Below are 19574 nucleotides of genomic sequence, written 5' to 3'. Positions count from 1 at the left end.
TTGCCGGGGGGGGGGGGGGGGCGGGCGCCGGCGCCACCACCGTCTTCGGGGTGATTATCGGTACCGGCTGCGGCGGCGGGATCGCCGTTCATCAACAGCTGCTCAGCGGCCCCAACGCTATCGCTGGAGAGTGGGGACATAATCCGCTGCCGGGCTATACTCCTGAGCGCGATGGCCCGCCGCAGCCCTGCTACTGCGGCAAAACGAACTGCATCGAAAGCTTTGTTTCCGGCACCGGCTTCGCCCGCCGCTACGGGGAACAAGCGCGTGCGGAAGCCATTGTCGCCGCAGCGCAAAACGGCGATCCGCGCGCGCTGGCCCACTGGCGTCATTTTATCGACGCCTTTGCCCGCAGCCTGGCGTCAGTGATCAACATTCTCGACCCGCAGGTGATTGTGCTGGGCGGCGGTTTGTCCAACGTCAGCCAGATCTATCGCGATCTGCCTGCCGCCATCGTGCCGTGGATCTTCTCCGACAGCTGCCGCACGCAGATCAAACCGGCCCGCTTCGGCGACGCCAGCGGCGTGCGCGGCGCGGCCTGGCTGCCCCGGTTGCCCGGCGCCGCGGACGGGCCTCGGTAGACACTTTTTTCAGCAGGTATGTTAAGCTAGGCGAAAATGTCCAGACAGAAAAAGCCATGCCAACGATTGATGATGTTTCAAGATTAGCGAATGTCTCAAGAGCGACGGTTTCCCGCGTGCTGACCGGCACCCGGGGCGTGCGCGAAGAGAGCCGGGAAGCTGTGCTGCGGGCCGTTGAAGAACTCAACTATCGCCCGAGCTTTGCCGCGCAAAACCTCGCCAGTCAGACATCCAGCCACGTTGGCCTGGTGATTTCCGCGCAGGACGAGAGCCACGGCGCGCGTCTGTTGCCGCTCCTCTCGCAGGCGCTGAAAGGGCTGAATAAAAGCCTGCTGGTCCAGTACGTCAGCGACCCGGTAGAGCAGGCGGCGGCGATCGACGATCTGCAGCGCCAGTGCGTGGCGGTGGTGGTGCTGGGCGCCGTTGCCGCCGACGCGCCGCGCAACGTTATCGCCTTTGACCGCTTCGGCGTCGCTGGAAGCAACAGCCAGGGCTATGACTTCGCCTTCGCCACCGAAAGCGCCTGCCGCTATGTGATTGGCAAGGGACACCGCAACATCGCCCTGCTGGTGGACAGCGATAGCGACGATGCCAGCCGCCAGATGCTGGAAGGCTACCGCAACGTCCTGCAGAACTACTCCATTCCTTTTAACCGCCAGCTTGTGCTGACGGCCAACGATGATGTCGAGCAGGCGCTGCTGACCTTAATTAACAGCTTCAGTAAATACTCAGTCATTATCGTTAAACGCGACCGCTACGCGGCTGAAGCAATGCGCCTGCTGCGCGAATTCACCATCGCCGTCCCGCAGGAGGTCTCCCTGCTGAGCCTTGAGGATTCCCCCCTCGCCTCGCTGCTCTATCCGCCGCTGACCTGCATCTCATGGCCACTGGAGGCGCTGCTGGATAACTGTATTCAGCGTATTCGCAGCCTGATAGACGACCGGCCAACGTTCACCGCCGAGGGCCGCTCGCTGGCCGGCCGCCTGATCCCGCGCCAGTCGGTCGCCGATATCTCTTGATCTCCGCCCGGTTCGCGCCGGGCCAACCTTGCCTCCCCTTTCTCGCGCTTTCGTTTCCCGGCTCATTATTATCCCCGCACGCAAATAAGAATTATTTTCATTTACAAATAGCTTGTGCTATATAACATAGCAATGGCTATAAATGCTGAGAAATTAACCACACCATTGCGAGGGATCCTATGCTGCATCTGACACCGCTGAAATCATTGCTGCTGGCCAGCGCGCTGGCTCTGCTGGCCGCGGCGCCGGCCTCGGCGCAGGAGAAATTCAGGGTTATCACCACCTTCACGGTTATCGCCGATATGGCACAGAACGTGGCCGGCGATGCCGCCGTCGTCAGCTCCATCACCAAACCGGGCGCGGAGATCCACGACTACCAGCCCACCCCCGGCGATATCAAACGCGCGCAGGGGGCGCAGCTGATCCTCAGCAATGGTCTCAATCTCGAACGGTGGTTTGCCCGCTTTTATCAGCACTTGCAGGGCGTCCCGGAGGTGGTGGTCAGCGAGGGGATCCAGCCGATGGGCATCAGCGCGGGCCCCTATAGCGGGAAGCCCAATCCCCATGCCTGGATGTCGGCAGATAACGCCCTGATCTATGTCGATAATATTCGCGACGCGCTGGTGAAATACGATCCGCCTCACGCCGACACCTATCGCCGCAACGCCGAGGCCTACAAAGAGAAGATCCGCCAGACGATGGCGCCGCTGCAGGCCAGACTGGCGCAGCTGCCGGAGGATAAGCGCTGGCTGGTCACCAGCGAGGGAGCCTTCTCCTATCTGGCCCGCGACTATGGCCTGCGCGAACTGTATCTGTGGCCGATTAACGCCGACCAGCAGGGTACCCCGCAACAGGTACGCAAAGTTATCGACACCATGAAGAGAGAACAGATCCCGACCATCTTCAGCGAAAGCACCATCTCCGATAAACCGGCGCGTCAGGTGGCGCGCGAAGCCGGCGCCCACTACGGCGGCGTGCTGTATGTCGATTCCCTGAGCGCCGCCGACGGCCCGGTGCCTACCTGGCTCGACCTGCTGCGCATCACCACCGAAACCATCGTCAACGGTATCCAGGACGGGATGAGGAAACAGCCATGAATACAGCGCAAGCGGGTCTGTATGTCGACCAGCTCACCGTTACCTGGCGCAACGGCCACACCGCCCTGCGCGACGCCTCGTTCAGCGTACCACGCGGCGCCATTGCCGCGCTGGTGGGGGTTAACGGCTCGGGTAAATCCACGCTGTTTAAAGCGCTGATGGGTTTTGTGCGCATCGGTCACGGCGAGATCGCCATACTCGGCCAGCCGGTCAATCGCGCGCTGCGCCAGAATCTGGTCGCCTATGTCCCGCAGTCGGAAGAGGTGGACTGGTCCTTCCCGGTGCTGGTGGAGGATGTGGTGATGATGGGCCGCTACGGCCATATGGGCTGGCTGCGGCGGGCAAAGCCGCGCGATCGCGAAATCGTCGATGCCGCGCTGGCCCGCGTGGGCATGAGCGAGTACCGCCATCGGCAAATTGGCGAGCTCTCCGGTGGGCAGAAAAAGCGCGTCTTCCTTGCCCGCGCCATCGCTCAGCAGGGTCAGGTGATCCTGCTGGATGAGCCTTTTACCGGCGTCGATGTGCAGACCGAAGCGCGGATCATCAGCCTGCTGCGCGAGCTACGCGATGAGGGCTGCACCATGCTGGTCTCTACCCATAACCTCGGGTCCGTAAGTGAGTTTTGCGATTATACGGTGATGGTAAAAGGCACCGTGCTGGCCAGCGGCCCGACAGAAACCACCTTCACCGCCGAGAATCTGGAGCGGGCTTTCAGCGGCGTGCTGCGCCACGTCGCCTTCACCGGCGCGGAAGCGCAGATTATCACCGATGACGAGCGGCCGTTTATCAGCCGGCGCGCGGCGGGAGGACCACGATGAGCTGGCTGCTGGAGCCGTTTGGCTATCACTATATGCTCAATGCGATGTGGGTATCGGCGCTGGTGGGCGGCGTCTGCGCCTTTCTCTCCTGCTACCTGATGCTCAAAGGATGGTCGCTGATTGGCGACGCCCTTTCCCACTCGATTGTGCCCGGCGTCGCCGGGGCCTATATGCTCGGCCTGCCGTTTGCCCTCGGCGCGTTTCTCTCCGGCGGCCTGGCGGCGGGCAGTATGCTGTTTTTGCAGCAGCGATCGCGGCTAAAAGAGGATGCGATTATCGGCCTGATCTTCTCCTCCTTCTTCGGTATCGGACTGTTTATGGTGTCGCTGAACCCGACGTCGGTGAATATCCAGACCATTATCCTCGGCAATATTCTGGCCATCGCCCCGGAGGATATTATCCAGCTGGCGGCGATCGGCTTTATCTCGATGGCGATCCTGCTGCTGAAGTGGAAAGATCTGATGGTGACCTTCTTCGATGAAAACCACGCCCGCTCGATTGGTCTGAACACCCGCGGCCTGAAGCTGCTGTTCTTTACCCTGCTGGCGGCCTGCACCGTAGCGGCGCTGCAGACCGTCGGCGCCTTTCTGGTCATCTGCCTGGTGGTCACTCCCGGGGCCACCGCCTGGCTGTTAACCGACCGCTTCCCGCGCCTGCTGGCCATCGCCGTCGCCATCGGCAGCCTGACCAGCTTCTTCGGCGCCTGGCTCAGCTACTATCTCGACGGCGCCACCGGCGGCATTATCGTGGTGGCGCAAACGCTGCTGTTCCTCATCACCTTTATCTTTGCGCCGAAGCATGGCCTGCTGGCCAACCGCCGCCGCGCCAGGGAGGCTGCATGCTGAATCTGTTCCTGGCTCCGTTTCAGTTTCCATTTATGGTCAACGCGATAACGGTATCGGTGGTCGTCGCCGTGCCCTGCGCGCTGCTGTCGGTCTTTCTGGTGCTTAAAGGCTGGGCGCTGATGGGCGACGCCATGAGCCACGCGGTCTTTCCCGGCGTGGTGCTGGCCTACATTATCGGCATCCCCTTCGCCATCGGCGCGTTTATCGCCGGGCTGCTGTGTGCCGTAACGACCGGTTTTCTTGACGATAACAGCCGCCTCAAACGCGATACCATTATGGGAATTGTCTTCTCCGGCATGTTTGGCGCCGGGCTGGTGCTGTACGTAGCGATCCAGTCCGACGTCCATCTCGACCATATTCTGTTCGGCGACATGCTGGGGATCTCCCTCAGCGATATTGGACAAACGGCGGCTATCGCGCTGGTGATTGCGCTGATTATCGGGCTGAAATGGCGGGATTTTTTGCTGCACGCCTTCGATCCGACGCAGGCCAAAGCCAGCGGCCTGCGCGGGGGGCTGCTGCACTACGGCCTGCTGTGCATGATCGCCCTGACCATCGTCGCGACGCTGCAGTCGGTAGGGATTATTCTGTCGATTTCGCTGCTGATTGCCCCCGGGGCGATCGCGCTCCTGCTGGTACGGCGCTTTATCCACGCCCTGCTGCTGGCGGTGGCAGTGGCGGTCTGCTGCTCGGCGGGAGGGGTGTGGCTGGCGTTTTATCTCGATAGCGCGCCGGCGCCGACTATCGTGGTGCTGTTCACCGCGCTGTTTGTGGTCGCCTTTGTGGCAAGCACGATCCGGGATAGCCGGAAACAGAAAACTTCAGCAACCATCCCCGGCGGCGGCTAACGCCTTACCGGGGCTACAAAAAACGCGAGTTGTCCGCCGGCTGCGCGCCGCGCAGGCCGGGGAAGGCCGCTATTTTTTCGGTCGGTATTTTTCCGGCAGCGGCGGCACCGGCCGCCTGTCATCCAGCAGATGGCGAAGGGTCAGGATCGGGTGACGCCAGAGCATTCGCGGCCCGGCCCAGCGCATAATCTGCTTCATCTCTTCGCGCTTCGCCGGCTGGTAGCAATGCACCGGACACTGCTTGCAGGCCGGTTTATTGTTGCCAAACACGCACTTATCAAGGCGCTTATCGGCGTAGGCGTTCAGCGCCTGATAGTGTTCGGCGTCGTCGCGGGCCTCCGGACAGCGGCGCTGATAAAGCCCAATCATCCGACAGATCGTCTGCTTTTCACGTTCGATGCGTTTGCCCACCGTCAATTTCCCTCCCCACAAAAAGATGCATCAATAATACACCTTTTAAGCCGGCCACGCAGCCGCTTTCCTAACGATCAGGTCGGGTTAGCGGGTTTATCAACATGCCCCAATGCTTTTTCCGGGAAGCAGAGATCGCGCACCCGGCGTTTCAGCTCTGCCGCATCCGGAAAGCCGCCATCCTGCTTGCGCTCCCAGATCTGCTGGCCGTCGATATCGATAGTGAAGATCCCGCCGGTGCCCGGCACCAGCGTCACCGAGGCGATATCGGTGCTGAAGGTGTGTAACAGCTCCTGCGCCATCCAGCTGGCGCGCAGCATCCAGTTGCACTGGGAACAATAGGTGATGGTGATAGCCGCTTTTGAATTCATCGTCATCTCGCTCAGGCTGAAAGGGCACAGTGTAAACAAAGTGCAGTTTAAATGAGGAATACATCAATATTTTGTTGCAAACGATAATACCTATCATTACCATTCGCAATCAACAAATGGAGTTAGACCCTATCCGCAACGGAAAAGACGGAGCAACCTGCAACTCTGGAAGTAACGCGTGAGCCGATACTAATAACGATCAAGGCGTGGCGACTATGTACAAATCGACTCCGTCAGCAGCAGGGTGTAAAAAACGCCTGCTGGTGACCTCTTTGCTTGCAGCAATTTATCAAACTTCTGCCGTCGCAGCAGGCACTTCCGCCATCGGCGGCGAGGCGGTGGATGACACCTCGGAACAAATGACCGTCACCGCTCCCGCGCCGGCGCAAAAAGCCGGTAACGAGCACAGCATCAGCGCCCGGGAGCTGGAGGATAAAGGCGCTAACGATTTCGGCTCAATCATGCGCTATGAGCCGCTCATCAGCGCCACCGGGGCCAGCGGCGGCTCCGGCAACGGCAAAAGCGGCTTCGACCGCGGGGGCTACACCGGCTACAACATTCGCGGTATGGAGAGCAACCGCGTCGGCATCGACGTGGACGGTATCGCCCAGCCCAACGCCACCGGCCGTGGCTACGTCGGTCGCGCCGGGCTCAACACCTTCGGCATCGGCCGCGATTATATCGACCCCTATATGTACGGCAGCGTGGATATCCAGTCCGGCGCCACCTCGACGGAAACGGCCAACAGCGCCATCGGGGGGAATGTCTCCTTCCGCCCGAAATCGGCGGATGATTACCTGCGCCCGGGCAAAACCAGCGCCTTCGGCTATCGCAGCGGCTACGACTCCGCGGATCGCAGCTGGCACAACGGGGTGACCGTCGCCGGCGGCGATGAGTTCCTGCGCGGCATTTTGGTCTACAGCCGCCGCGATGGTCAGGAAACCGAAAATAACAGCGGCACCGTCGATGCCTACCCGGCGAACTGGCACTCCGATGCCTTTCTGGCCTCCGGGATCTGGCAGCCCAACGACGAGCACAAGCTAACCAGCACCTTCGACTATTACCATAAAACCAACCACACCCACTACGATACCTGGGACTCCAGCGGCAATAGCACCATCGGCACCGCCAACCAGACCAGCCAGACCCGGCGCTGGGGCCTGAGCCTGAAGGATGACTGGACGCCGATGAATGACTACCTCGACAGCGTCTCCAGTAAAATCTATTACCAGCATACCGAAGCCCATGACTGGACGTATATGCCGGACAGCGTCACCCGCAGAATGCAGACGGTGAACTCCAACTACGACACCGACACCTGGGGCCTGCAGACCGCACTGGCGAAAACCCTGGGCCGCCACGATCTGAGCGCCGGCTTTAACGCCAGCACCAGCAAAACCCAGCGGCCGTTCAGCCAGTCGCCAATCCCCAGCGTTTACAGCGAGATCATGCAGCCGGAGGCGGATAGCCGCAGCTACACCCTCGGCGGTTTTGTTCAGGATAAGATCAACTTCGATCTCGATAGCCACAATTTCGCCATTATTCCCGGCGTGCGTGTGGTACATCAATCGACGAAGCCGGAAAATCTGTCCGACCTCGCCGCCAACAGCAGCGCGCTGACCGAATCGTCAGTGGCCAGGCTGTATGGTAAAAACAGCGATACCCAGGTTCTGCCGTCGTTGACCTTCCAGTACGACCTCACCCCGCGTCTGATGACCTACCTGCAGTACCAGCGCGGGGCGCAGTTCCCCAACGCCAGCCAGCTGTATGGCTCCTGGAACCTTGGCTCCAGCTACGCCGGCAGCCAGCAGTATGCCCTGATCGGCAATACCGATCTGAAGACGGAAACCAGCGATAATCTTGAGTGGGGACTGAAGGGGGAAGTTACCGAAGGCATCACTCTGCGCACGGCGCTGTTCTACAACAGCTATAAGAACTTTATCGCCTATACCCGCTATACCCGGGCGAATAATCCGGGCCAGTTCACCAACGTGCCGTCGAATATCTACACCATTTATCAGGCGGAAAACCGCGATAAAGCCTATATCTACGGCGGTGAAATCAGCACTAAATTTAACTTTGGCACCTGGTATGAGCAGGTGGACGGCCTGAGCGCCACCCTCGCCCTCGGCTATAGCGAAGGGAAATCGAAATCCAGCTACAGCGGCGATAAATACGTCGACCTCGACAGCGTAGCGCCGATGAAAGCCATCGTCGGCGTGGCGTGGGACGATCCGGCGAAACGCTACGGCACCGCCCTGACGGCGACCTTCGTCAAAGGGAAACAGGCGACCGCCACCAATCGCGAAAGCTACAGCAACAGCGGATCCGCCATCACCGATGCCAGCAGCGACTATATGCGCGTGCCGGGCTACGGCATGCTGGACTGGACCGCGTACTGGCAGGTAGCGAAAAACGTGCGCCTCAATGGCGGGGTCTACAACCTCACCGATCGTAAATACTGGGATTACCTGAGCAGCCGCAATATCGAGACCGGCACCAACCAGGACGCCAACGATAAAGCGCTGGCGGTGATGCCGGGCCGCACCTGGCAGCTCGGAGTCAACGTCGACTTCTGATTGCCCGAATAACCACTCACCTGCCCCGGCCCACCGGCCGGGGATATTGATCATCGAGAAGGATATAATTATGCCCAATGCCCACCCCGATTTGTGGCAGCGCTACCAGGCCACCAAAGCGGCCAGCGCCGCGAAATATGCCCGCGATATCGCCGCGGAAATGGGGATCAGCGAAGCCGAACTGACCGCCGCCCGCCTCGGCCACGATACCGTACGCCTGAGCGATGACGCCCGGGCGCTGATTGCCGCCCTGGAGCGCGTCGGTGAAACCAAATGCATCTGCCGCAACGAGTATGCCGTGCATGAGCAGGTCGGCCAGTTCACGCACCAGCACCTCAGCGGCCACGCCGGGCTGGTACTCAACCCGCGCGCGCTCGACCTGCGTCTGTTCCTCAGCCAGTGGGCCAGCGCCTTCCATCTGAACGATAACGGTCGCCAGAGCATTCAGTTTTTCGACCACCACGGTGACGCCCTGCTGAAAGTCTATGCGACCACGCAGACCGACATGGCGGCCTGGGACACCCTGATCGCGGAGTATCGGGTGGCGGCCCCGGCACCGCTGACCCTGCGCCCGCTGGAGCCGGTGAAATATGCCGAGAGCGCCGATGGAGCCGCGCTGGAGAACGACTGGCGCGCGATGACCGACGTACACCAGTTCTTCGGTCTGCTGCGTAAATATCAGCTTTCCCGCCAGCAGGCCTTCCGTCTGGTGAGCGACGACCTCGCCTGCCGCGTTGATCGCCATGCGCTGCCAGCGTTACTGGAGACGGTGCGCCAGGAGGGCAATGAAATCATGATCTTCGTCGGCAATCGCGGCTGCGTGCAGATTTTCACCGGCGCCCTGGAAAAGCTGGCGCCGATGCGCGGCTGGCTGAATATCTTCAATCCCACCTTTACCCTCCATCTGCGCGAAGAGAGCATCGATGAAGTGTGGGTGACCCGTAAGCCGACCTCAGACGGACACGTCACCAGCGTCGAGCTGTTCGCCAAAGACGGCACCCAGATTGCCCAGCTCTATGGCCAGCGCAGCGAGGGCCACCCCGAGCAGGCGCAATGGCGCCAGCAGGTGGATCGTCTGACTCGCGAAGGACTGCCCGCATGATGCGCTGGTTACTGCTTTTCATCGCCTTCCCGCTGCTGAGCCACGCCGCTGTGGAGCGGCTCGTCACCCTCGGCGGAGATGTCACTGAGATCGTCTATGCCCTTGGCGCGCAACAGAGCCTGGTCGCCCGGGACAGCACCAGCAGCTGGCCCCCGGCGGCGCAAAAACTGCCGGATGTCGGCTACCTGCGGCAGCTGAACGCTGAGGGGATCTTCGCATTACGTCCGCAGCTGGTGTTAGCGAGCGCCCAGGCGCAGCCCTCGCTGGTCTTACACAAGGTGCAGGCGAGCGGCGTGAAGGTGGTTAACGTGCCTGGCGGCGAAAACCTGGCCGCGATCGATAAAAAAGTGGCCGTCATTGCCGAAGCATTAGGCAAAACCCCGGCAGGCGACGCGCTGCGCCAGCAGCTTCAGCAGCAGATCGCCGCCATTCCAACGCAGCCGATTGCCAGGCGGGTGCTGTTTATTCTCAGCCACGGCGGAATGAATACCCTGGTGGCCGGGCAACACACCGCGGCCGATGGCGCCATTCGCGCCGCCGGTCTGCAGAACGCGATGCAGGGCTTCGACCACTATCGGGCGATGTCGCAGGAGGGAGTGGCCGCCAGCCAGGCGGATCTGGTGGTGATCTCCGCCGATGGTCTCAAAGGGATGGGCGGCGAAACCGGGCTGTGGAGCCTGCCCGGCCTGGCGCAGACCCCGGCGGGTCGCCATAAACAGCTGCTGACGATCGACGACATGGCCCTGCTCGGCTTTGGGCCGCGCACCCCGCAGGCAATTATCGCGCTGCGTGAAAAAGCGGAGCAACTGCCCTGATGCGCCCTGCCCTCACCCGCCGTTTGCTGATGATGACGCTACTGCTGGTTTCGCTGGCGCTGTTCGCCACCACCCTTGGCGCGATGCGTTTGCCGCTGGCCAGCCTGCTGCCCGCCGGGGATGAGATGCTGCGCCACATCTGGCTGACCATCCGTCTGCCGAGGGTGCTGCTGGCCCTGCTGGTGGGCGCGGCGCTGGCCCTCTCCGGCTGCGTGATGCAGGGGTTGTTTCGCAACCCGCTTGCTGACCCGGGCCTGCTGGGCATCAGCAGCGGCGCCGCGCTGGCGGTGGCCTGCTGGCTGGTGCTCCCGCTTTCCGCATCGGGGCTGATCGCCCTGTATATGCCGATGCTGGCGGCGTTTATCGGTAGCCTGGCAGTGATGGTGGTGATTTTTATCCTCAGCCGGGCGGAGGAGGGTTCGCTGTCGCGCCTGCTGCTGGTAGGGATCGCCATCAACGCGCTGTGCGGGGCGCTGGTCGGCGTGCTGGCCTGGCTGAGCAACGACGCCCAGCTGCGCCAGCTGTCGCTGTGGGGCATGGGCAGCCTGGGCCAGGCCGAGTGGCCGACCCTGCTGGTGGCTACGACCCTGATCATCCCGGCGGCGCTGGCGGTGTGGTGGATGGCCTCCCACCTGAATCTGCTGCAGCTCGGCGATGAAGAGGCGCACTATCTCGGGGTCAACGTGCGGGCGCTGCAGCGCTGGCTGCTGCTGTGCAGCGCGGTGCTGGTGGCCGCGGCGGTGGCCATCAGCGGAGTCATCGGCTTTATCGGCCTGGTGGTGCCGCACCTGATGCGCCTGTGGCTGGGGCCGGATCATCGCGGGCTGATCCCCGGCTCGCTGCTGGCCGGCGCCATCCTGCTTCTGCTGGCCGATACCCTGGCCCGCACCGTGGCGGCGCCGGCGGAGATGCCGGTCGGTCTGCTCACCAGCCTGCTGGGCGCCCCCTGGTTTCTGTGGCTGGTCTTTCGTCGGGAGAACTCCAGACATGGCTAATGCATACTGCGCCCAGGGTCTGTCACTTCGCCTTGGTAAACGACAGATTATCGACAACGTCTCCGTCGCGCTGCGCGGCGGCGAGATGACGGCGCTTATCGGGCCGAACGGCGCAGGCAAATCCACGCTGCTGCGGCTGCTTACCGGGTACCTGACTCCGGATAGCGGCACTCGCCATCTGGCGGGCACGCCGCTGGAGGAATGCTCACCCGAGGCGCTGGCGCGCCGGCGGGCGGTCATGCTGCAGCGCACGGCCCTGCAGGCTGACTGGACGGTGGAAACGGTCATCGCCATGGGGCGCTCGCCGTGGGGTCCGACCGCGGACCCGGCGGTGCTGGCGGCGGTAATGGCCGTCACCGGCTGCGATGAACTTGCCGGCCGCCGCTATCCCGGCCTCTCCGGCGGCGAGCAGCAGCGGGTACAGCTCGCCCGCTGTCTGGCGCAGCTGTGGCGCGACGGCGCGCCGCAGGGCTGGCTGTTTCTTGATGAACCCACCTCGGCGCTGGACCTTTACTATCAACAGTATCTGCTGCGCTTGCTCAAACGGCTCACCGCCGGCGGGCAACTGCACGTGTGCGTGGTGCTGCATGACCTTAACCTCGCCGCCCTGTGGGCCGACCGCATCCTGCTGCTTCACCAGGGCCATCTGGTCGCCCAGGGCACGCCGCAGGAGGTGATCCAGCAGCCAGTTATCCATCGCTGGTACGGGGCGGATGTCCGCCTCGGCCAGCATCCGGACAACGCGGCCCCCCAGGTCTATCTGGCGCCGTAACCCCCGCGCGGCGAAACGGGAATCCGGATCGCGCCGCGCGCGTTCGGTATTACACCGCAAAAGCTGATGAGCATTATACTTTCATATCTATCAGCGTTCCCTTTTGAGGGTCCCCATGAGCCGATACACAGTTGCTGGCAGCGAAGGCCAGTATGAGAAAAATTCAGGTGAACGGGTTTTGGCTAATAAACTCGGGATTGCTGACGCAAATGAGATGGATAGCGTAGAACTGGTACTGCTGGAACAACTTTATCGCTCGGTTTTTGAGGAACACTTTCCAACCGGATTGCTCAGCGTCAATATCCTGAAAAAGTGGCATTATCGCTGGTTAGGCAATATCTATGCATGGGCAGGCCAGGAAAGAACGGTCAATATCAGCAAAGGCGATTTTATGTTCGCCCCTTCAGCACAGCTGGCTAAACTGCTAAACGATTTTGATAAGAAATACCTTGCTCATTATACGCCTTGTTCAGGCATGAGTGAATTGCAGCTCACAGAAGCTATCGCAGTCACACATGTTGAATTGATCCTCATCCATCCATTCAGAGAGGGTAACGGGCGTTTATCACGATTATTAGCTGATGTGATGGCGGTGCAGGCTGGCTATAAACCGCTGAATTATCAAAGCTGGGAACAAAACAAAACCCAGTATATATCGGCTATCCATGCAGGTTTGACTCTGGACTATCGACCGATGAAACACTGGGTCAGCATGGCCTTAAGAAGGGATTAGGCAAGACGAAGATGCGCATATTTTTTGCGCGCGGCTTCAAGACTCTCTTCAACTCTGGCTGAGGGTTGCCCTGTCTCGACCGCGGTTGATGTCGCAACAGAACGAACGATGTCAGCGCGGGAAGGTCTGGCGTATGTGGCCTGATCTTTTTTGTTGTGACTCATGGCATCTCCCTTTTCATTCACCTGATGGTTTCAGTATATCAAGGATCGTTGCTAACTGCTGCCGTTAAGGCTTATCCAGGGAAATATCGGATAGGGCTTTTTTGAACCGGTAACTGCACATCCTGATGCTGGCTTTTGATGACTCATCCCCCTCTGCAACTGGAATCCGGATCGCGCCGCGCGCGTTCGTCAGTTTCCCTCGCCTGCCCATCTCCGTTATCATGTCTCATCCATGTGATAACGACGAAAACAACAAAATCGCCGCCATTTCAAATCAGGGATCTGGATAACACCCCATGAGCACAATTGACAATCTCGACGCCCACACGCCGATGATGCAGCAGTATCTCAAGCTGAAGGCGCAACATCCTGACATTCTGCTGTTTTACCGGATGGGGGATTTTTACGAGCTGTTTTATGACGATGCGAAACGCGCGTCGCAGCTGCTCGATATCTCGCTGACCAAGCGCGGCGCCTCCGCGGGCGAACCCATTCCCATGGCCGGCATCCCCCACCACGCGGTGGAAAACTATCTTGCGAAACTGGTTAATCAGGGCGAGTCGGTAGCCATTTGCGAGCAGATAGGCGACCCGGCCACCACCAAAGGGCCGGTCGAGCGTAAAGTGGTGCGTATCGTCACGCCGGGCACCATCAGCGATGAAGCGCTGCTGCAGGAGCGCCAGGACAACCTGCTGGCCGCCATCTGGCAGGACAGCAAAGGCTTTGGCTACGCGACGCTGGACATCAGCTCCGGCCGCTTCCGCTTGAGCGAACCGGCCGACCGCGAAACCATGGCGGCAGAGCTGCAGCGCACTAATCCGGCGGAGCTGCTGTATGCGGAAGATTTTGCCGAATCGTCGCTGATCGAAGGCCGCCGCGGTCTGCGCCGTCGCCCGCTGTGGGAATTTGAAATCGACACCGCGCGCCAGCAGCTTAACCTGCAGTTCGGCACCCGCGATCTGGTTGGCTTCGGCGTGGAAAACGCCCCCCGCGGCCTGTGCGCCGCCGGCTGCCTGCTGCAGTATGTCAAAGACACCCAGCGCACCTCGCTACCGCATATTCGCTCCATCACCATGGAACGCCAGCAGGACAGCATTATTATGGATGCCGCCACCCGCCGTAATCTGGAGATCACCCAGAATCTCGCCGGCGGCACCGATAACACGCTGGCCTCGGTGCTCGACTGCACGGTGACGCCGATGGGCAGCCGGATGCTCAAGCGCTGGCTGCATATGCCGGTCCGCGATACCGCCGTGCTGGTGGAGCGCCAGCAGACCATCGGCGCGCTGCAGGAGCGCTATACCGAGCTGCAGCCGGTGCTGCGCCAGGTCGGCGATCTGGAACGTATTCTGGCGCGTCTGGCGCTGCGTACCGCCCGTCCACGCGATTTAGCCCGCATGCGTCATGCCCTGCAGCAGTTGCCTCTGCTGCGCGAGCAGCTGGCCGACGTTGACAGCCAGCCGGTGCAAAAATTGCGCGAGAAAATGGGCGAGTTTAGCGAACTGCGCGAACTGCTGGAGCGCGCGGTGATCGACGCGCCGCCGGTGCTGGTCCGCGACGGCGGGGTTATCGCCCCGGGCTACAGCGAAGAGCTGGACGAGTGGCGGGCGCTGGCCGATGGCGCCACCGATTATCTCGATAAGCTGGAGATCCGCGAGCGCGAGCGGCTGGGCCTCGATACCCTGAAGGTCGGCTACAACGCCGTCCACGGCTACTATATCCAGATCAGCCGCGGCCAGAGCCACCTCGCGCCGATCCACTACGTGCGTCGCCAGACGCTGAAAAACGCCGAACGCTACATTATTCCTGAGCTGAAGGAATACGAAGATAAGGTGCTGACCTCCAAGGGCAAGGCGCTGGCGCTGGAAAAACAGCTTTATGACGAACTGTTCGACCTGCTGCTGCCGCATCTTGCCGACCTGCAGGCGAGCGCCAGCGCGCTGGCCGAGCTGGACGTGCTGGTCAACCTGGCGGAACGCGCGGAAACCCTCAACTACTGCTGCCCGACCTTTAGCGATAAGCCGGGCATTCGCATCAGCGAAGGCCGCCATCCGGTGGTCGAGCAGGTGCTGAAAGAGCCGTTTATCGCCAACCCGCTGCAGCTGGCGCCGCAGCGGCGGATGCTGATCATCACCGGGCCGAACATGGGCGGTAAAAGTACCTATATGCGCCAGACCGCGCTAATTGCGCTGCTGGCCTATATCGGCAGCTACGTCCCGGCGCAGAAGGTGGAGATAGGCCCCATCGATCGCATCTTTACCCGCGTCGGCGCGGCGGATGACCTGGCCAGCGGCCGCTCGACCTTTATGGTGGAGATGACTGAAACCGCCAATATCCTGCACAACGCCACCGAACACAGCCTGGTGCTGATGGATGAGATTGGCCGCGGCACGTCCACCTACGACGGTCTGTCGCTGGCATGGGCCTGTGCGGAAAATCTCGCCAACAAAATCAAGGCGCTGACGCTGTTCGCCACCCACTACTTCGAGCTCACTCAGCTGCCGGAGAAAATGGAAGGCGTCGCCAACGTCCATCTCGACGCGCTGGAGCATGGCGACACCATCGCCTTTATGCACAGCGTGCAGGATGGCGCGGCCAGCAAGAGCTACGGCCTGGCGGTCGCCGCGCTGGCCGGGGTGCCGAAAGAGGTGATCAAGCGCGCGCGGCAGAAACTGCGCGAGCTGGAGAGTATTTCGCCCAACGCGGCGGCGACCCAGGTCGACGGCACGCAGATGTCGCTGCTCGCCGCCCCGGAAGAGACCTCGCCTGCGGTTGAGGCGCTGGAGAATCTTGATCCGGACTCCCTGACCCCGCGTCAGGCGCTGGAGTGGATTTATCGTCTGAAAAGTCTGGTCTAGCACCCCAATCGCCTTATTAAGGTCAAAAACGGCAGCGCCGCTCCGCGCTGCCGTTTTAACAAACTAAAAATGGGTGCAAGAGGATGCGTCCTGACAACCAATACGCGGGGTTGCCCCCGCGCGGATGCTACTTCTTCGATTCGTAAGCGAGAACAGCTTTAAACTCAATACTACGCTCTTTAATACTCAGCTCGCATAGCGAGCTGTGCACCAACAGCGTAAATCCCAGTACCGTAATACACAGTACGATGATTGCCACAAGGGCATATTTTGTCAGCATATCTTGCCTCCCTGCAAAGAAGAGACTAACATCTGAATTGTCTATGTTCATTCGCTAGCCTCAGTTGATAGAAATATCTCCTGGGGCTTTCGTCTGTCTGGGGTCCTGGTCTTGCTCAAGGCCAGACAGCCTCAAGCACCCGCCGCTATTCTATACTCGTCAGGGCGTGAAATTTATCTGCAAGGAATTAATCAGACGGATTTTATATTGATCTGGAAGCCGACTCGCAAAAGCGCCCCATTATATTACCCCTTTACATAATTTCTGGATTTAATGAGTAAATAACTTTTATCATTTTGCGAAATATAAAAAAGCCGACGGAGAGATTATCCCAGTCGGCATGATGGTCGCAGGCAGTTTGCGCACGACCCAGTTTTAAAATGGCAGGTAAAATAGCCTTAACAGGATAAGCCCTTAGCAGGCTCTTTTCATTAACGCTTATCTTCCGGCAATAGCGGCGGGACGTGCGGTACCTGCGGCGCCTCATCAATATCTTTCTGCGTCATCCGGAACGCTTCCGGATAGTGCTCGCGGCTGGTGCGGCGCAGCGGCTCGGTATCCCGCCAGGTATAAAGGCAGTGCTGGCACTGATACACAGTCCAGACCCCTTTCACCGGCGATTTTGCCATGACTTCAATCTTTTCATCGGCGCAACGTGGACAAATCATCTTCTTCTCCTTATTTACGGTTGGCCAGCATGGCGGTCAGTTTTTCAGCCCAGGCTTTGGTTTCCGGCAGATCCTGCACCGGCTGGCTGTAGTGGCCGCGAAGGTCCGGCGCAACCGGGGTGGTGGCGTCGATAATTAGCTTGTCGGTGATGCCCGCCGGGCTGGAGCCTGGGTCAAGTTCAAGGACCGACATGTTCGGCAACTGCACCAGGTCTCCCGCCGGGTTAACCTTCGAGGAGAGCGCCCACATCACCTGCGGCAGGTTGAACGGGTCAACGTCTTCATCAACCATGATCACCATCTTCACATAGCCGAGGCCGTGGGGAGTGGTCATCGCCCGCAAACCCACCGCGCGGGCAAAACCGCCGTAGCGTTTTTTGGTGGAGATAATCGCCAGCAGACCGTGGGTGTACATAGCGTTGACCGCCTGCACTTCCGGGAACTCTGCCTTCAGCTGCTGATACAGCGGCACGCAGGTGGCCGGGCCCATCAGATAGTCGATTTCGGTCCACGGCATACCGAGATAGAGCGATTCAAAAATCGGTTTGCTGCGATACGAGACTTTGTCGATGCGCACTACCGTCATGTTACGACCGCCGGAGTAGTGGCCGGTAAACTCACCGAACGGCCCCTCTATCTCACGCTTACGGCCTTCAATCACCCCTTCGAGGATCACTTCCGAACCCCAGGGCACGTCAAAGCCGGTCAGCGGCGCGGTGGCGATGGGATACGGGCTCTCGCGCAGCGCGCCGGCCATTTCATATTCTGACTGATCGTATTTCAGCGGCGTGGCGCCCATCAGGGTGATAATCGGGTCGTTACCGAGGGTAATGGCGATCGGCAGGTCTTCCCCGCGCTCTTCCGCTTTATGCAGATGCAGGGCGATATCGTGCATCGGCACCGGCTGCAGGCCGAGCTTACGCTTGCCTTTCACTTCCATACGGTAGATACCGACGTTTTGCTTACCGAAGTTGTCAGGGTCAAGCGGATCGCGCGAAACGACACAGGCTTTGTCGAGGTAGAACCCGCCGTCGCCATCGTTGAGGCGGAACAGCGGCAGAATATCGAACAGGTTGATATCATCGCCATCCACGGTGTTTTCCGCCCATGCCGGGTTGGCGCGGCGCTCTGGCGTCACCGGGAAGTTATCCCAACGGCGGATGAATTCATCAATCTGCTTTTTCACCGGCGTGTTGGGCGGCAGGCCCAGCGAGATGGCATGGTTCTGCCACGAGCCGATGGTGTTCATCGTCACCCGGGCATCGGTAAAGCCGCGAATATTATCGAACCACAGCGCCGGGGCGCCGTCGCCGATGCGTCCGGTGGCATTGGCTGCCGCCGCCAGGTCTGGCTCAGCGTTCACCTCCTCACTGATTTTCAGCAGTTGTCCCTGGTCATCCAGCGCCTGCAAAAAGCTGCGCAAATCATCAAAAGCCATTATTCGATCTCCTGTGCAAATTGTTCTGCCGTACGCAAGCCGTTCCAGCGGCGCGCCTTGTGGTAGTCGAGGCCAAACTGATCCAACACCCGGGTCACAATATGGTTGGTGATATCGTCAACCGTTTCCGGGTGGTTGTAGTAAGCCGGCATCGGCGGCACCATCGCCACGCCCATCCGGGACAGCGCCAGCATGTTCTCCAGATGGATCGTGCTGAGCGGCATTTCCCGCGGGACCAGCACCAGCTTGCGCCCCTCTTTAAGCACCACGTCCGCCGCGCGGCCCACCAGCCCCTCGGCATAGCCTGCGCGAATGCCTGCCAGCGTTTTCATACTGCAGGGAATCACGATCATGCCGTCGGTGCGAAATGAACCTGATGAGATGGTGGCGGCCTGGTCGGCCGGGCTGTGGGAAAAGTCCGCCAGCGCGGCCACTTCCCGTGCCGTCCACGGCGTTTCCAGCTCGATGGTGGTTTTGGCCCATTTCGACATCACCAGATGGGTTTCCACCTCCGGCATATCGCGCAGCGCCTGCAGCAATGCCACCCCAAGCGGAGCCCCGGTGGCCCCCGTCATCCCAATAATCAGTTTCATTCCACACCTCATTCACTTTGTTCGTACACGAACTTTATGTTTAAATTACCCCCTCCTGATTCAAATAACAAGATCGTTCGTATACGTGCGCATTTTTAATCAAACAGGGAAAAGGTATAAAAAGGCGTACAAACAGCTATCATAGAGGTGACAGTTTTGTTACGGAGTATTCATGGAGTTACGAAACGAAGCATTCCACCTGCTGCGCCAGCTTTTTCAACAACATACCGCCCGCTGGCAGCAGGCGTTACCGGACCTGACTAAGCCTCAGTATGCGGTGATGCGCTCGGTTGCCGAGCAGCCGGGGATCGAACAGGTGGTGCTGATTGAAGCGGCGGTCAGTACTAAGGCCACGCTGGCGGAGATGCTCAGCCGGATGGAAGCGCGCGGCCTGGTGCGCCGGGAGCACGATCCGGCCGATAAACGCCGCCGTTTTGTCTTTCTGACCGACGAAGGCGAGGCGCTGCTTAACCGTTCCATTCCGCAAGGCAATGAGGTCGATGACGAGTTTCTCGGCCGCCTGAGCGATGATGAACGCGAGCAGTTCTCCCGGCTGGTGCGTAAGATGATGGTTCCCTGAGCAAGCG

General features: G+C 60.4%; 21 protein-coding genes. 14 read left to right on the top strand and 7 right to left on the bottom strand.

Annotated elements, in window-relative coordinates:
* The 6 genes from ABLU73_RS03190 to ABLU73_RS03165 form a co-directional block, all read left to right on the top strand.
* Positions 1-581: ROK family protein (locus tag ABLU73_RS03190; protein ID WP_348850058.1), on the top strand; the 581-nt coding region annotated here is incomplete at its 5' end.
* Positions 582-637: 56 nt separating this feature from the next.
* Positions 638-1600: a LacI family DNA-binding transcriptional regulator gene (locus tag ABLU73_RS03185; protein WP_004205633.1), complete on the top strand. Its 963-nt coding sequence runs from the start codon at positions 638-640 to the stop codon at positions 1598-1600.
* A 179-nt stretch (positions 1601-1779) separates the two neighbouring features.
* Entirely contained in the window at positions 1780-2697 is a 918-nt protein-coding gene (locus ABLU73_RS03180) for a metal ABC transporter substrate-binding protein (RefSeq protein WP_101993773.1), read from the top strand.
* Positions 2694-3515, top strand: coding sequence for a manganese/iron ABC transporter ATP-binding protein (locus ABLU73_RS03175; protein WP_004205631.1), 822 nt, complete (start codon positions 2694-2696; stop codon positions 3513-3515). The genes ABLU73_RS03180 and ABLU73_RS03175 overlap by 4 nt, the downstream gene beginning before the upstream one ends.
* Entirely contained in the window at positions 3512-4360 is an 849-nt protein-coding gene (sitC, locus tag ABLU73_RS03170; RefSeq protein ID WP_023319000.1) for an iron/manganese ABC transporter permease subunit SitC, read from the top strand. The genes ABLU73_RS03175 and sitC overlap by 4 nt, the downstream gene beginning before the upstream one ends.
* Positions 4354-5208 (top strand): metal ABC transporter permease, encoded by an 855-nt coding sequence (locus ABLU73_RS03165; protein WP_057213160.1) that lies wholly within the window; start codon positions 4354-4356, stop codon positions 5206-5208. Before sitC ends, ABLU73_RS03165 begins: the two co-directional genes overlap by 7 nt.
* Before the next feature lie 69 nt (positions 5209-5277).
* On the opposite strand, the gene ABLU73_RS03160 is transcribed toward ABLU73_RS03165, so the two are convergent.
* Complete coding sequence (locus tag ABLU73_RS03160) at positions 5278-5619, bottom strand: nitrous oxide-stimulated promoter family protein (RefSeq protein WP_074377604.1); 342 nt, start codon at positions 5617-5619, stop codon at positions 5278-5280.
* Positions 5620-5696: 77 nt separating this feature from the next.
* Positions 5697-5990: a SelT/SelW/SelH family protein gene (locus ABLU73_RS03155; protein WP_048295863.1), complete on the bottom strand. Its 294-nt coding sequence runs from the start codon at positions 5988-5990 to the stop codon at positions 5697-5699.
* Positions 5991-6205: 215 nt separating this feature from the next.
* Here ABLU73_RS03155 and ABLU73_RS03150 point away from each other — a divergent pair, with 215 nt between their 5' ends.
* From ABLU73_RS03150 to ABLU73_RS03125, 6 genes are all read left to right on the top strand, one after another.
* A complete protein-coding gene (locus ABLU73_RS03150) occupies positions 6206-8569 on the top strand; it encodes a TonB-dependent receptor (RefSeq protein ID WP_017899164.1) in 2364 nt (787 codons plus the stop codon).
* Between the two features lie 70 nt (positions 8570-8639).
* Positions 8640-9671 carry a ChuX/HutX family heme-like substrate-binding protein gene (locus ABLU73_RS03145; protein WP_064187465.1) on the top strand — a complete coding sequence of 344 codons (1032 nt, stop codon included), beginning with the start codon at positions 8640-8642 and terminating at the stop codon, positions 9669-9671.
* The gene (locus ABLU73_RS03140) at positions 9668-10486 is read left to right on the top strand and encodes an ABC transporter substrate-binding protein (protein ID WP_264923709.1); all 819 of its coding nucleotides are present in this window, start codon (positions 9668-9670) and stop codon (positions 10484-10486) included. The genes ABLU73_RS03145 and ABLU73_RS03140 overlap by 4 nt, the downstream gene beginning before the upstream one ends.
* On the top strand, positions 10486-11481 hold the full coding sequence (locus tag ABLU73_RS03135) for an iron ABC transporter permease (RefSeq protein WP_264923710.1): 996 nt from the start codon (positions 10486-10488) through the stop codon (positions 11479-11481). The genes ABLU73_RS03140 and ABLU73_RS03135 overlap by 1 nt, the downstream gene beginning before the upstream one ends.
* A complete protein-coding gene (locus tag ABLU73_RS03130) occupies positions 11474-12253 on the top strand; it encodes a heme ABC transporter ATP-binding protein (protein ID WP_264923711.1) in 780 nt (259 codons plus the stop codon). The genes ABLU73_RS03135 and ABLU73_RS03130 overlap by 8 nt, the downstream gene beginning before the upstream one ends.
* A 115-nt stretch (positions 12254-12368) precedes the next feature.
* Complete coding sequence (locus ABLU73_RS03125) at positions 12369-12986, top strand: Fic family protein (protein ID WP_017899169.1); 618 nt, start codon at positions 12369-12371, stop codon at positions 12984-12986.
* On the opposite strand, the gene ABLU73_RS03120 is transcribed toward ABLU73_RS03125, so the two are convergent.
* Positions 12983-13150 carry a hypothetical protein gene (locus ABLU73_RS03120; RefSeq protein ID WP_162838135.1) on the bottom strand — a complete coding sequence of 56 codons (168 nt, stop codon included), beginning with the start codon at positions 13148-13150 and terminating at the stop codon, positions 12983-12985. The two genes, ABLU73_RS03125 and ABLU73_RS03120, sit on opposite strands and share 4 nt — an antisense overlap.
* Positions 13151-13446: 296 nt before the next feature.
* Between ABLU73_RS03120 and mutS the strand changes: the two genes are divergently transcribed.
* Complete coding sequence (mutS, locus tag ABLU73_RS03115; protein ID WP_023290813.1) at positions 13447-16008, top strand: DNA mismatch repair protein MutS; 2562 nt, start codon at positions 13447-13449, stop codon at positions 16006-16008.
* Between the two features lie 127 nt (positions 16009-16135).
* On the opposite strand, the gene ABLU73_RS03110 is transcribed toward mutS, so the two are convergent.
* From ABLU73_RS03110 to ABLU73_RS03095, 4 genes are all read right to left on the bottom strand, one after another.
* Entirely contained in the window at positions 16136-16288 is a 153-nt protein-coding gene (locus ABLU73_RS03110; RefSeq protein ID WP_025999150.1) for a Hok/Gef family protein, read from the bottom strand.
* A 431-nt stretch (positions 16289-16719) separates the two neighbouring features.
* Complete coding sequence (locus tag ABLU73_RS03105; protein ID WP_004205613.1) at positions 16720-16956, bottom strand: non-oxidative hydroxyarylic acid decarboxylases subunit D; 237 nt, start codon at positions 16954-16956, stop codon at positions 16720-16722.
* A 10-nt stretch (positions 16957-16966) separates the two neighbouring features.
* Entirely contained in the window at positions 16967-18394 is a 1428-nt protein-coding gene (locus ABLU73_RS03100; RefSeq protein ID WP_004205612.1) for a non-oxidative hydroxyarylic acid decarboxylases subunit C, read from the bottom strand.
* Positions 18394-18987: a non-oxidative hydroxyarylic acid decarboxylases subunit B gene (locus ABLU73_RS03095; RefSeq protein WP_002915099.1), complete on the bottom strand. Its 594-nt coding sequence runs from the start codon at positions 18985-18987 to the stop codon at positions 18394-18396. Before ABLU73_RS03095 ends, ABLU73_RS03100 begins: the two co-directional genes overlap by 1 nt.
* Before the next feature lie 172 nt (positions 18988-19159).
* On the opposite strand from ABLU73_RS03095, the gene ABLU73_RS03090 reads away from it, so the two are divergent.
* Positions 19160-19567 carry a MarR family transcriptional regulator gene (locus ABLU73_RS03090; protein ID WP_004205611.1) on the top strand — a complete coding sequence of 136 codons (408 nt, stop codon included), beginning with the start codon at positions 19160-19162 and terminating at the stop codon, positions 19565-19567.
* The last annotated feature ends 7 nt before the right edge of the window (positions 19568-19574 follow it).

It is taken from the genome of Klebsiella sp. GG_Kp175, assembly GCF_040062325.1.
Lineage (GTDB): Bacteria > Pseudomonadota > Gammaproteobacteria > Enterobacterales > Enterobacteriaceae > Klebsiella > Klebsiella quasipneumoniae.
Note: the sequence above shows the minus strand (reverse complement) of the source record. Positions and strands in the feature narration are given on the sequence as shown.

Excerpts from the sequence above, each read along its gene's own strand:
- ABLU73_RS03185 (WP_004205633.1), top strand. The coding sequence starts at position 638 with ATGCCAACGATTGATGATGTTTCAAGATTAGCGAATGTCTCAAGAGCG.
- ABLU73_RS03180 (WP_101993773.1), top strand. The coding sequence starts at position 1,780 with ATGCTGCATCTGACACCGCTGAAATCATTGCTGCTGGCCAGCGCGCTG.
- ABLU73_RS03175 (WP_004205631.1), top strand. The coding sequence starts at position 2,694 with ATGAATACAGCGCAAGCGGGTCTGTATGTCGACCAGCTCACCGTTACC.
- sitC (WP_023319000.1), top strand. The coding sequence starts at position 3,512 with ATGAGCTGGCTGCTGGAGCCGTTTGGCTATCACTATATGCTCAATGCG.
- ABLU73_RS03165 (WP_057213160.1), top strand. The coding sequence starts at position 4,354 with ATGCTGAATCTGTTCCTGGCTCCGTTTCAGTTTCCATTTATGGTCAAC.
- ABLU73_RS03155 (WP_048295863.1), bottom strand. The coding sequence starts at position 5,990 with ATGAATTCAAAAGCGGCTATCACCATCACCTATTGTTCCCAGTGCAAC.
- ABLU73_RS03150 (WP_017899164.1), top strand. The coding sequence starts at position 6,206 with ATGTACAAATCGACTCCGTCAGCAGCAGGGTGTAAAAAACGCCTGCTG.
- ABLU73_RS03145 (WP_064187465.1), top strand. The coding sequence starts at position 8,640 with ATGCCCAATGCCCACCCCGATTTGTGGCAGCGCTACCAGGCCACCAAA.
- ABLU73_RS03140 (WP_264923709.1), top strand. The coding sequence starts at position 9,668 with ATGATGCGCTGGTTACTGCTTTTCATCGCCTTCCCGCTGCTGAGCCAC.
- ABLU73_RS03135 (WP_264923710.1), top strand. The coding sequence starts at position 10,486 with ATGCGCCCTGCCCTCACCCGCCGTTTGCTGATGATGACGCTACTGCTG.
- ABLU73_RS03130 (WP_264923711.1), top strand. The coding sequence starts at position 11,474 with ATGGCTAATGCATACTGCGCCCAGGGTCTGTCACTTCGCCTTGGTAAA.
- ABLU73_RS03125 (WP_017899169.1), top strand. The coding sequence starts at position 12,369 with ATGAGCCGATACACAGTTGCTGGCAGCGAAGGCCAGTATGAGAAAAAT.
- ABLU73_RS03120 (WP_162838135.1), bottom strand. The coding sequence starts at position 13,150 with ATGAGTCACAACAAAAAAGATCAGGCCACATACGCCAGACCTTCCCGC.
- mutS (WP_023290813.1), top strand. The coding sequence starts at position 13,447 with ATGAGCACAATTGACAATCTCGACGCCCACACGCCGATGATGCAGCAG.
- ABLU73_RS03110 (WP_025999150.1), bottom strand. The coding sequence starts at position 16,288 with ATGCTGACAAAATATGCCCTTGTGGCAATCATCGTACTGTGTATTACG.
- ABLU73_RS03105 (WP_004205613.1), bottom strand. The coding sequence starts at position 16,956 with ATGATTTGTCCACGTTGCGCCGATGAAAAGATTGAAGTCATGGCAAAA.
- ABLU73_RS03100 (WP_004205612.1), bottom strand. The coding sequence starts at position 18,394 with ATGGCTTTTGATGATTTGCGCAGCTTTTTGCAGGCGCTGGATGACCAG.
- ABLU73_RS03095 (WP_002915099.1), bottom strand. The coding sequence starts at position 18,987 with ATGAAACTGATTATTGGGATGACGGGGGCCACCGGGGCTCCGCTTGGG.
- ABLU73_RS03090 (WP_004205611.1), top strand. The coding sequence starts at position 19,160 with ATGGAGTTACGAAACGAAGCATTCCACCTGCTGCGCCAGCTTTTTCAA.